Below are 12,728 nucleotides of genomic sequence, written 5' to 3' on the forward strand. Positions count from 1 at the left end.
GTAGTAACAACAAATGATAAAAAGCACTGAATGGTTAATCATTCAGTGCTTTTTGTACCCGGCATTTAAGCCCGTATGTTATTTATTGAGCTAAACCTTCTGCGGGCGACGTTTAAATACAGTCCTAATCCCACCCAAAATGCGTGTAAACACCTTACCAATATCACTTAATATAATGTACAAGCATGGCACTAATATAAGTGTTATTAATGTTGCAAACATCACTGCAAAACCAAGCGCTACCGCCATAGGTATTACAAACTTAGCCTGCAGGCTTGTTTCAAACATAATGGGCAATACACCTGCAAATGTAGTAATTGAAGTAAGTAATATAGGTCTGAATCGAGCACAACCGGCATCTATTACAGCATTTTTAATACTAACACCTGTTTTACGGGCTTGATTCACATAATCGGTCATAACGAGTGAGTCGTTTATAACCACCCCTGCTGCTGCAATAATACCAAAGCCAGACATTAAAGTTATATCCAAACCAAACCAGTAATGCCCCCATATTGCTCCCGTTAAGCTAAATGGAATCACCGACATAACAATAAGTGGTTGCGCATAACTCTTAAGGGGTACGGCTAATAAAATATACACCAAAATCATACCGCCGAAGAAAAACATCTTCTGCTGATTAGCCTGATCTTGTTGCTCTTCAATGGCGCCACCTAGTTCTGACTTAACACTTGGATACTCTTCTTTGAGTTGTGGTAGTAGCTTTTCTTTAATTTGATCTACAACTTCGTTTGGCTCAATCACTTCTTCATCTATGTTTCCATAAACATACACAGTACGATATCCCCCTTCACGGCGGATATAACTAATACCTGGTGTTTCAGTAAGTTCAACTACATCACCAAGCAGTACTTCACGGCCCTGCGGGGTAGTAACAACCGCATGCTTAAGTGACGAAAATGCCTCTCGAGTCAGTTTAGGGTAACGCACCATTACACGTACTTCCTCGCCTCGGCGAATAACACGTTGAGCCTCACCACCGTAAAAGCTTGCCCCAACTTGATTTGCAATAGAAGCTAAGTCTAAACCTAAGTCGTAAGCGACCGGTTTTAGGCTCATTTGCACTTCTTTACTTGCAGGATCTATTGTTGAGCTAATATCAAACAAACCTTCTTGCTGTTGCAGCAACTCTATAAAACGACGTCCTGCATTATTTAATGTATCAATATCAGAGCCATATAATAAATAACCAAATTCGCCGTCACTGCTCCCTCCATTTACATCATCATAAATGGTTAATGATTTAACACCGGCAATATCGGGCATCGCCTCGCGCCAACGTCGTGATAATTCAAACGCGTTATAAGGCCTTATACTTTCATCAACAAGGGGAACAAGCACTTGTGCTTCAGTTCGCCCTTGGTTAAATACTAAAATATCTCTTATGAGTTTTTGACCATATTTGCGTTCGGTATCTTCATCAATCGCAATCACCATCGCTTCTATTTCACGAATAGCATTTATTGTTTGTATGTCAGATACATTGTCATTCATTTCTAGATTTATTTGCGGGTAGTCATGCGGGATTTTTGGCATAAACCCGGTACGAACTTGATTTGATGAGATTAAAGCAAAGGTTACGATTAATAGAGCAATAAATGAAAATAACACTGACCAACGCCATTCAACACAACGTATAACAAAGCGTTTATATGGGCCATTTACAAAACCAAAAAATCGCGTATTAAACCGATCGCGCCAGCCACCCTCTTTTATTGGTGAAAAATGAGTGTGAGCAATATGGGCTGGCAGTATCAACTTTGATTCAATCAAACTAAAAACTAAACACAACATTACCACCACTGCTATACCATAAAAGAAGGCACTTTCTGGGCCTGTAGATAACGTAAACGGAGCAAATACTGCAATGGTAGTTAGTACACCAAAAGTTGCAGGGGTTGCTACGCGTTTTGCGCCATTAATCACATTAACAACACCACCGCCTTTTTTTTCTATTTCGGTGTAGGCACTTTCGCCAATGACAATGGCGTCGTCCACCACAATCCCTAGCACCATAATAAAGGCAAAAAGTGATAAAATATTAATGGTTACACCAAACAATGGCATCATCATCATTGCGCCCAAAAAGCACACTGGCAAACCAATCATCACCCATAATGCCAACTTAAAGCGTAAAAAGATTGATAGCATAATTGCAACCAAAATAGCGCCCTGAATGAGGTTTGTAACCATCATGTCTAAGCGGGCATTTAGGTAATACGTAAAATCCATTAGTGGCTCTAAACGAACCCCCAGTGGTAGCTCTTTGTTTTTTAATTCTATAAATGCTTTTACTGAATCAGCAACTGGGATAATACTTTGCTCTTCAGTCGCTTTTACCGATATATAAACTGCATTTTCACCATTGAATTTAAAGTAACGCTCACCTTCAGTGAACTGATCTTTAATCACGGCAATATCTTGCAGTAACACTTTAGCGCCATTAGCCCCTATTTTTACCGGTATTTGCCTAAATTCTTCACCAGAGTAAAACTGATTTTCGACGCGAACAGAAATAACACCTGCGTCTGTTTTTAGCTGCCCCGCCGAAAAGTTAGCTGAGTAACGACGCACTGCATTCATTACATCACTAAGGGTTAGGTTATACTGACGCAGCGTATCGGGTTCGATTTCAATTGCTATTTCATCAAGAGGAACATCGTTTACCACTAACGACACGTTAGATAGCTGTAGTAACTCATCTTCTATTTGGTTTGCTATAGGCTTAAGCTCAGTTAGCGGTATGTCGGCAACGAGTGTCATACCTATAACATCTTGCCTAAACTCAACTTGACTTATGGTGACCGGTTCCATACCGGCAGGGAACGTTGCTATACCATCAACCCGTAATTTAACTTTATCGAGTATATCGGTCAGCTCTACATCAGTATTAATTTCAAGACTTGCTCTACCGCCATTTCTAAATGCCCTGTACACACCTTTTTTAATTTCGGTCACATCTTTTAGCGACTCTTCAATTTTTATAAGTATGCTTTCTTCTATTTCTTGTGGTGAAGCGCCGGGGTAGTTAGCTTCAATATTAATGTAGTTAATCTCTACATTAGGAAACATTTGGCGTTGGATATTTAGAAAGCTAATAATTCCCATCACCACAATAAAAATCATCATTAGGTTGGCAGCAACGGAGTTATTAGCGAAGTAAGCAATAATACCGGTTTGTTTTTCAGCGTTAGGCGCTGTATTTGGTAGTTCAGTGTTACTCATAACTCAGCCTACCTTTATAATTTTTCAGTGGAAGCATTTTCAAGTGCCTCTGTATTTTTAGTATTTTGAAGGCCCGCAATTTTTACAGCCATGCCTTTTTGCGGATATTCTGGCAAAGTAATCACCAACTTATCATCTGCTTGCAAACCATCACTGATGTAAAAGTACTCACCCTCTTCACGAATAACTGTGACTTTGCGCGGCTCAAGTTGCTGCTCTTCATTAACGATCCATACGGTTTTGTTATTAACTAACTCTTGCGGTAAGCGGTAAATATTATTGAGCATTGCACCTGCAAAATTTACCTGTACGTAGCTACCAAACTTAATGGCTGGTTGTATATTCTTAAGACCGTATGGGTCTTCTATACGCACTACTAAACTGCTCATACGCGTAGCGTTATCAACAATCCCTAGGTCGCGGTCAATTACACCTTCACGGGTGAAGCTGTTTAGGCCTTTTTGAATAATCGTTGCGGTAATACCTTTAATACGCTCTGGCAAAAAAACGCTATCGAACCCTGCTATAGGAATAATCACTTCAGCGGTCTCAATATTATTGAGTTCAGCAACTTGCGAACCCATAGTGACAAATTGTCCAACACCTATATTTCGACTAATAACCAATGCGTCGTAAGGGGCTGTAACATCACAATTATCCAAATCACGTTGCGCGCGCTTTAATGCAGCTTGCGCCGACTTAACAGATGCTTGTGCACTGAGCACTTGAGGTTTACGTAAAAATAAATCTGTGCGCGCTTTACTTGGAAAGCGCTTGGCTTCGTCTTCGGCTACTTGAGCTTGAGCTTGTTCCTCTATTAAACCCGCTTGTGCGCGAGCAAGCTCGGCCTCTGCAACAAGTACTGCTGCTTCATAGTTGTCTTTTTCGATAGTGAATAAGGTTTCACCGCGAGCAACTATGCCACCGGCTACAAAATTAGGATGCCAACTTAACACCTCGCCCGACACCTGCGCCGAGAGCAGTGTATTTTCAAGAGGCTTTACTTCACCGTAGCTATTAATAATAACTTGGTGATCGTTTGCAATCACTGGCTCAACTTGCACTGTTGGACGAGTATCAATTACTTCTTTTTTTTCTGGATCTTTTGCAATGGCATTGATTCCCATAAAGCCAACAACACCAACAATGAGCGCCACAAATGGAAAAACCCATCTAAGTGAATTTGTTTGCATATCCTATTATCCCCAAAATTCTATTAACGCCATAATACCAGAGCCATATGAAACATTAAGGTGACATTTGTAAGCAACTGTTGCAAATACATATAAACCGCTGCTATTTAGGGCTATAGAATATAACTTCACATGCAGCTCACCTCATTCGTTATATTTTGTTACAAACTTTTATTCATTAATATCAGTTTATTAGCGTTAAACACTTAAATTTCATCGCGAAGATGTGCGAAATTAAATTAATTTACGTACAGTCCAATTAAATTAACAAATATTAAAAGTCTCAAAATGAAATTAACGACCATCACCCTTGCGCTTAGCTTAGCGTTTGGCAGCCATGCATTTGCAGCCGATAAAAAAGACGAAAAAGAGTCAAAAACACTTAGCGAAATGATCAAAGGACAAACCGAATTTGCCGGTATATTTAGCCTTTATCAAGACGAAAAAACCGGTAAGCACCTTATGGTGATTAACGAATCCCAACTCAATACGCCGTTTGTGTATTTTGCGCACACTGTCGATGGCGTTACAGATGCAGGCCATTATCGTGGTTCGTACCGCGAAACTAAATTAATTGAATTTAGAAAATACTTTGACCGTATCGATATTATTAGCAAAACACCTCGCTACAAATTTGACGAAAGCAGTGCAATTTCAAAAGCGAGTGATGCCAATATTAGTGAAGCGGTACTTGCGAGCATTAAAATAGAAAAAGAAGAAGACGGTAAAATAGCATTTAATGTAAATAAGTTATTTTTAAGCGAAGCACTTCATAAAGTATCACCTACGCCAAATCCAGCAGATAAAAACGCTAAAAAACGCTTTAAAGTAGGTAAACTAGACGATAAAAAATCACGCATTATTAAACAACGTCCATATCCTAATAACTTAGACGTAGTTGTTGATTACGTATTTACTAACCCAAGCCCAACGGTACGTGGCTCAAATGCAGTAAGCGACCCGCGTAGCGTATCGGTAAAAGTTCAGCACTCGTTTGTCGCTCTACCTAGCAATAACTACGTACCACGTATGGATGATGCGCGCATTGGTTATTTTACAAATCAATTTGATCAAATGACATCTACCGATTGGGCACCTTATCAAGATGTTATAAAACGCTGGGACTTACAAAAGAAAGACCCAAGTGCAGCGCTTTCAGAGCCAGTAAAACCGATTACTTGGTGGATAGAAAACACCACACCCATTGAATGGCGCGATACTATTCGTGACGCTGTTTTAACGTGGAATACCTCTTTTGAAAAAGCCGGCTTTAAAAATGCCTTAGAGGTAAAAGTACAACCAGATGATGCAGACTGGGATGCGGGCGATATCAATTACAACGTACTGCGTTGGACTTCGTCACCTAAGCCTCCATTTGGCGGATACGGGCCAGCACTTGCTAACCCATTAACAGGCGAAATACTGGGCTCAGACATTATGCTTGAGTTTGTATTTATGAAAAACCGCTGGATTTACGACACACTTTTCACACAAGGAACAATGAGCCACGGTGAAACAACAAATACCGGCGAGCTAAATTGCTCTCTTGGGCATGAGATTCAACAAAATCTAATGCTTGCCAAAGGCCTTGCTAGCGGCGACAAAATTGAAGATAAAGAAATGCTTCGCCAAGGTCTAACGCAATTGGTACTTCACGAAGTTGGCCATACTTTAGGTCTTAACCATAATATGAAATCATCAATTTTGTGGGATGAAAAAGAAGTACACGATAAAAACAAAACACAAGGCATAGTAACCGGTTCTGTTATGGATTATGCACCCGCTAACATTGCCCCAATTGGTATGCAGCAAGGTGATATTTTTCAAACAAAACCTGGTCCTTACGATGATTGGGCAATTAACTATGGGTACAGCGTAGCGCTTGCAGATGAAGCTGCTGAGCAAGCTCGACTTGAAAAAATACTTGCTCGTTCAAGTGAACATGCCCTTGCCTTTGGTAACGATGCAGACGATATGCGCGCACCAGGTCGCCATATCGATCCACGTGTAATGATTGGTGATTTGTCATCAAACCCTGCTGCCTATGGCGCAGATCGTATGGCACTAATTAATAAACTATTTACTGAGCTAAAAGATAAAGCAACGGTTAAAGGTGAGTCTTACCAACAGCTTGTTACCTCTGCTAATAGCTTATTTGGTCAGTACCGAGCTCAAGCAGGTGTGGTTTCTCGCCAGATTGGTGGCGTATACGTTGAGCGCGCTGTAGTGGGTGATACAAATGCAGATAAACCATTTACACCGGTATCGCTTGAGCGTCAAACACAAGCAATGGATATACTTGCCAAGTTTGTATTTGCGCCAGATGTACTACAAAATATGCAACCTCTTTATAGCTACTTACAGCTGCAACGTCGTGGCTTTAATCACTACGGCAAAAATGAAGACCCTAAAGCACACCAAATGATTTTAGGGATGCAAAAGTCTGTACTTGCACAGCTATTACACCCAGCGGTATTACTGCGTATTTCTGACACAGCTCTGTACGGTAACGAATATAGCCTAACTCAGTTTATGGAAGATTTAACCGCCAGCATTTTCGTGAAAAGCAAAGACGCAAACTCTATTAGTCACAACTTACAAATTGAGTATGTTAACCAGTTAATTGCAATTGCAGGTCTTGGCAAAGCAAGCAAATACGATAACTTGGCTAAAACAGCCGCGTTATATCAGCTAACTCAAATAGCCGATACCAGTGTTGCTTGGGGTGCAGATACAGCAACTAAAGCGCATAAAAAATATATTGATCGCTTAATTGCAAAAGCGCTAGAAGCATAATACCTCTACTAATTGAGTAAACCAAGGCCACGATTTACGTGGCCTTTTTTATAACTTAATTCACAGCTCAAATATAAATAGTGCCTTTTAAATACCTTACAGCATGCCCGGTCAAAGTGACGGTTGTATCATCCACTTTGCAAATTAAATGCCCGCCTCTGCTTGAAGCCTGATAAGCACTTAACGTAGTTTTATCCAATTGCTGCGCCCAGTAAGGTGCCAAGCCAGTATGAATTGAGCCCGTTACATAATCTTCATCGCCACCGCTTGCAGGCCAAAAATAACGAGATATAAAATCGTAATCATCACTAGGTGCTGTAGCCACTACATCAAGTGGATAAAGCGTTTTTAAAAGCTCTGAGCTAGTTTTTAATTCAAGTATTTGATCGGCATTTTCATAAATAGCAAAGTAAGCTTGGCGATTTTTAAGCACTTTAATCGGTTGTATAGACAAGCCATCAAGCAATTGCTGCGGTACATTTTGCACTTCAACCGGTGCTTGTTTAGGAAAGGTCATTGCAAAGCTGCCATCAGCGTTTCTATTAACGATTAGCTCGCCCACCGCATCAGCAACAAAGCGAATTTGCGATATGTTATGCTCTTCACATAAAACATAGGCAGCCGCAAGTGTGGCGTGACCACAAAAGTCGATTTCCATCAACGGCGAAAACCAGCGAATAACAAAACTTCCATCGTCTTGCTGGTAGGTAAAAGCAGTTTCAGATACGTTATTCTCAGCGCCAATCTTTAGCATTAAATCGTCACTTAACCACGATTCTAGTGGGATCACTGCCGCATAGTTACCTTTAAATAACTCATTCGTAAACGCATCAATTTGATGAATAGCTAATTGCATTTTAATTCCCCAAACTATTTTATATACACGCTGAAGGTAAAATTTCTTTTGGTACTGTTGTTTTATTTTCGCCAACCGCTTGCATGCCAGTCACCGGCTCGTCAAACCCACATAACCACGCAATTGGGCTTGTAGGGCTTCCCGTTACAACAGCCGGTCTGAATGTTAAAACTGTATTTTTCAAAAGCTGTGAAGCTTTATTACCCAAGCTAATATGAATAGCACCATTATCAACTGTAATACCCGTTACCCGATTGCCAATCAAAAATTTACTTGCTGGCACACCTGCTTGTTCATTACTTGCTGGAAAACGCCTGTTTTCAAGATAATAAACCGTAACGTCTTCTCTAATGGCAGCAGCCATTGCAAGTGGGTCAACAAGTTCTGCTCGTTGTATATACTTACTGTACTGAGGTAGCGCAACCGCAGCTAAAATACCAATAATAGACACCACCACCATCAACTCTATTAACGTAAATCCTTTTGTTCTCATAGCACTTCTCCTAGCATAAATAGTGGTTGATAAGCAGCTTTCACAAATAAGCAAATAGACACAACAATGACCAAACCATAAACAATAACGAGCTTACTTATAAAGCTTTTAATATGTGTATTAAGTAACTTTAGCTGCTGCTTTAATAACACTTTAAATTCTTCTTGGGTTTCTAAACCTAGCAGCTCGCATTGAGCTAAGTGCTGGGTTTGAGGTGTAGAGGCTTTAACACCCTTTTTATGATTACTTGGAAATAATAGCGTGGTAATTAAAGAGTTATACTCATTAATTAATTGACGAGGAATAAGAAATTTAAATAAACCCGAAAAAGGCTTTAGCTCTGTGAGAGCACTTACATTTTTTAGCTTTAAAATAACGGTAAAAATAACACTCAGCAATAAAACGAGTAAAATAATTGGCACATACCAGTACGTAAAATAATCATCAAATACATGATTTAAAGAAATAGTATGCTTGCTATATATCTCTACAAAAGTAGGCACAACAAAAGACTGATACAACAAAGAGGATAAAACATAAATAACAAATACAATGGTTAAGTAACTAAGCCAGCCCTTGTGCTCAAACTTAAATTCGTTAACTAATTCCGGTAAACATTGATAATACACAGCTTGCTTTTGCGATGTTGCTTCATCTTGAGATGCAATTTGCGTCACCAGATTATGCGCTAATTTACTATGCGACCCGCTATTGGCATACATATTTAAATGGGACTGTGTACTTAGCTCATCTTTTTGCTCTGTACTTAGTGTTTTAGAGCTATTAACACGGCATATATACCCAAACTGATTCCAATTCATACTTTATCCTTTTGTTAGATAAAGTAATTTGCCATAAATTAGGTTAAATAGGAACTTAAGTAGCTTGTTTTTAAGCCATTACAGGTCGCATTCTATAATATTGCATACAACCAAATTGCACAGCATTGGTAAGCAATAGCATAATAAACATAAGTAAGTGCGCCGTGCTTGGAGCAACTGTTGTAAGCTCAACAACTAAGCCGCAAATACCAGCAATAAACTGCAAGCTAAAGTATCGCGCGCTTAAATTACTCACATTACCCGTACGCAATGTTTTATAAGTTTGCGGCATAACACGTACCGAACTCATCACAAGACCAACATACGTTAAAGCGCTTAATACCGTTGCAGTATCAAGGCTTGAATTTAAAAGCAGTGAAAAAGGCAGTAACGAAAAACCTAGCATAGTAACCAGCTGTACACGTTCTCGTTTAGCTGCATTGAAACGTGCAAAAAAATATAAAATAAGCCCGCTTAACGCACCGGTTACAATAAATGGTAACGCAATATAATAGCGCTCAAAGAAAATATTGTAGGTTATAAAATAAAGGCTTTGTGCTAATCCAAATGTCATCATTAATAGTGACAAACCAGAGACACTACGATTTTTTCGAATTTTGTTTAGTAATGGTAAAAAACTAAAAACCAAAATAAAAGAAGACAATATAGGCAAATAATGCGCCAAAGCAACCTCGCTCGTTATATAAATGTTAATTAAAAACAGAAATAAAAACATTTAATAAACATCTGTTTTTAAAAGGCTTTTACTATGAGCGCGGCATTGTAGAGCCGCGTAAATTTAACTCAACTAAATAAGACATTCTTATTTTAGGTACTGGCAAGCTAGGTATACAAAAACCGTAGAATTAAGTTCACGGTTTACTTATTTAATAGGAAACCTACTCACAAGCTATTAAATGAAAATGATAGTTGTTATCATGCGCAAGTCATTAACTGCAATATATAAAACTATCTATGAGAAAAACTCTTTTTAAAATTCACAGTTGGATCGCTCTTATAGCTCTCATTCCCTTGGTTGTTATTAGTATTACAGGGAGCGTATTAGTTTTTAAAAGTGAAATAGATGGCTTACTTATGCCAAGCAGTCACTATGTTGTAAAAGCACTGCCAGAGCGCATGCCAATCGACAAATTAATCGCAAAAACAGAGCTTGCTTACCCTGAGTATGTAGTAGGTAGTTGGGAGATATTTAACGATGATACTGCTGATCGGGTTTACTTAGTTAAACGCGGGACAGAGCAATGGTATAAGTTTCATTTAAACCAGTATACGGGTGACATTTTGTCAGAGCCTGTTGGTACCAGCCATTATTTTACTGATTGGTTTTTAGAACTGCATTACACCTTTTTACTTAACGACTTTAAAAACCTGCCAGGGCAAACAGGCACAGTACTAGGCTTCTTTTTTGCTCTGTTTTTATTGGTATTAGGTATTACAGGACTTATTATTTATCGTAAATTTTGGCAGCGCCTATTTAGTGTGCGCTGGCGTGCAACACTGCAAATTGTACTTAGCGACATTCATAAAATGACTGGGGTGATAGGGTCGCCCATCATTATTATTTTAGCTATTACAGGTGGCTACTTTAACTGGGCGGTGTGGTATCACGAAGTTATTGAACACGCTGAGGAAGAGCACTTTGTACTAACCAAAAACTTGCACAGTAGCGATATTTCGTTTCAACACATACTCGATGACAGTAAAAAGCAAATACCCACTTTTAATGGTACGTTTTTAGTTATGCCACTCGAGCCTGACGAAAATATCACCTTATTCGGCGAAGTCGATACAAATAACCCGCTTGCGAGCGAATACGCTAATACGGTTAGCTACGATAAGCATACAGGCGAACATTTAACTAACTGGGATATTCGCGAAGTAGGCGTTGGCTGGCAAGTAATTGATAGCTTTAGAAAACTTCATTTTGGCTACTTTGCAGGGCTAATAAGTAAAATACTGTGGTGCGTAATTGGTTTGAGCCCAGTGTGGCTAGCAGGTACTGGTTTTTACTTGTGGTTTACCCGCCGTAAACGTAAAAAACAATCACAAAAAAATCGCTCAAGTAAACGCAGTACAGCAAGTGCTTGATTAAAAACCCACCACATTGTAATGTAAAATTTAACAATGGAGTGGGTTTATGATGTTTTATAAAATAGCAGTCTGTATTACTTTTTTATATTTAGTTGGATGTAACACAACCAAGGTTCACCAAGTAGAACAACAAATAGAGCTTGAACAACTATTAAACCATTCTTTGTTTAATAAACTCGACACTCCTTCTGAGTACAGTATTTTCGAGCTGCCAAATGCTGAAAAAGAAAAATTTTTAGCCTATGCCGAAAAACAAAAACAGTCTGAAATCCGTCATGACCGCATTATTTACAACTACCTCGAAAGCAACTTAGCTAACTTTAAATACCACGGCGATACACTTACTTCAGCCCAAGCCTTAAAACTTTCGCAAGGCAACTGCATTAGCTTAGCTGTTTTAACACAAAGCTATGCACAAGCTCTCGGATTAGAAACGAGCTTTCAAGAAGTAACAAGTCAGCCTGTATACGCAAAAGAAAATAATGTTGTTTATGTAGCAAGCCACTTTAGAACAAGAGTATACGCCCCAAAAGTAGAGAAAAAAGATGATAATATTGTTGAATTTTTCAGAGCTGGCACATTAATCGACTACTTTCCTACCCGTCGCAGCTTTTATTCAAGCAGTGCAGATTATAACGATTTAGTTTCTAAGTTTTACAGTAATTTAGCTGCAACAGCGCTAGCAGACAAACAGCTGGATATTGCTTACTCACTTATTCTACAAGCAAACAAATACACTCCCAATGATCCTGAATTATTTAATATAGCGGGCGTTTTGCATCGTCGGGCAGGTGATTTACAAAGCGCTAAAAATATCTATCAAACAGCACTTAGTAATAATGAAATAAGCATTAATTTAATCAGCAACTATCAGCTTTTAGCTAAAAAATTAGGCGACAAAGAGCTTGTTAAAGAGCTCACGTCACAATTAGTTAATAAAGAAAAAGACCCATATGAATTACTAGTAATCGCTAAAAACAACTTACAAGCTGGCCATGCTCATCAGGCTAAAGCACACCTTGAGCAAGCTATTACTAAAGCGCCTTACATTGCTGAGTTATACTTGGAACTCGCAAAAGTTCGCTATCAACAAGGTAATATTAAACAAACACAAACCTTGCTTGAGAAAGCTATCGAACTAGAACGTGATAACCAAAAAATCGATGTATATCAAGCTAAGTTACTATCCTTGCAGATGGATAAGTAACTTA

The 12,728-nt window shown here is 39.0% G+C and carries 10 protein-coding genes; 3 read left to right on the forward strand and 7 right to left on the reverse strand.

The features are described from left to right. Positions 1 to 90 precede the first annotated feature (90 nt). Genes GQR47_RS10840 through GQR47_RS20590 form a run of 3 tightly spaced genes read right to left on the reverse strand, consistent with a single transcriptional unit; the run spans position 91 to position 4,571 of the window. Positions 91 to 3,246, reverse strand: coding sequence for an efflux RND transporter permease subunit (locus GQR47_RS10840; protein ID WP_024595583.1), 3,156 nt, complete (start codon positions 3,244 to 3,246; stop codon positions 91 to 93). A gap of 14 nt (positions 3,247 to 3,260) precedes the next feature. Then, a complete protein-coding gene (locus GQR47_RS10845) occupies positions 3,261 to 4,439 on the reverse strand; it encodes an efflux RND transporter periplasmic adaptor subunit (RefSeq protein ID WP_024595582.1) in 1,179 nt (392 codons plus the stop codon). A 6-nt stretch (positions 4,440 to 4,445) separates the two neighbouring features. Further along, a complete protein-coding gene (locus tag GQR47_RS20590; protein ID WP_259395782.1) occupies positions 4,446 to 4,571 on the reverse strand; it encodes a hypothetical protein in 126 nt (41 codons plus the stop codon). Positions 4,572 to 4,727: 156 nt separating this feature from the next. Here GQR47_RS20590 and GQR47_RS10850 point away from each other — a divergent pair, with 156 nt between their 5' ends. Then, positions 4,728 to 7,235: a zinc-dependent metalloprotease gene (locus GQR47_RS10850; RefSeq protein WP_024595581.1), complete on the forward strand. Its 2,508-nt coding sequence runs from the start codon at positions 4,728 to 4,730 to the stop codon at positions 7,233 to 7,235. 67 nt (positions 7,236 to 7,302) lie between these two features. Here GQR47_RS10850 and GQR47_RS10855 read toward each other — a convergent pair whose 3' ends face one another. From GQR47_RS10855 to GQR47_RS10870, 4 genes are all read right to left on the reverse strand, one after another. Next, positions 7,303 to 8,091 (reverse strand): PhzF family phenazine biosynthesis protein, encoded by a 789-nt coding sequence (locus GQR47_RS10855; RefSeq protein ID WP_024595580.1) that lies wholly within the window; start codon positions 8,089 to 8,091, stop codon positions 7,303 to 7,305. Positions 8,092 to 8,110: 19 nt separating this feature from the next. Beyond that, positions 8,111 to 8,584, reverse strand: a complete 474-nt coding sequence (locus GQR47_RS10860; RefSeq protein WP_154903804.1) for a pilin — start codon at positions 8,582 to 8,584, stop codon at positions 8,111 to 8,113. Next, on the reverse strand, positions 8,581 to 9,405 hold the full coding sequence (locus GQR47_RS10865; RefSeq protein ID WP_024596841.1) for a hypothetical protein: 825 nt from the start codon (positions 9,403 to 9,405) through the stop codon (positions 8,581 to 8,583). Before GQR47_RS10865 ends, GQR47_RS10860 begins: the two co-directional genes overlap by 4 nt. Positions 9,406 to 9,475: 70 nt before the next feature. Further along, entirely contained in the window at positions 9,476 to 10,090 is a 615-nt protein-coding gene (locus GQR47_RS10870) for a PQ-loop repeat-containing protein (RefSeq protein WP_033013459.1), read from the reverse strand. A gap of 290 nt (positions 10,091 to 10,380) precedes the next feature. Here GQR47_RS10870 and GQR47_RS10875 point away from each other — a divergent pair, with 290 nt between their 5' ends. Both GQR47_RS10875 and GQR47_RS10880 read left to right on the forward strand, forming a co-directional pair. After that, on the forward strand, positions 10,381 to 11,514 hold the full coding sequence (locus GQR47_RS10875; RefSeq protein ID WP_154903803.1) for a PepSY-associated TM helix domain-containing protein: 1,134 nt from the start codon (positions 10,381 to 10,383) through the stop codon (positions 11,512 to 11,514). 49 nt (positions 11,515 to 11,563) lie between these two features. Next, positions 11,564 to 12,724, forward strand: a complete 1,161-nt coding sequence (locus tag GQR47_RS10880) for a tetratricopeptide repeat protein (RefSeq protein WP_024596092.1) — start codon at positions 11,564 to 11,566, stop codon at positions 12,722 to 12,724. The last annotated feature ends 4 nt before the right edge of the window (positions 12,725 to 12,728 follow it).

Origin of the sequence: Pseudoalteromonas sp. Z1A2 (genome assembly GCF_011378755.1) — a bacterium.
Classification (GTDB): domain Bacteria; phylum Pseudomonadota; class Gammaproteobacteria; order Enterobacterales; family Alteromonadaceae; genus Pseudoalteromonas; species Pseudoalteromonas distincta.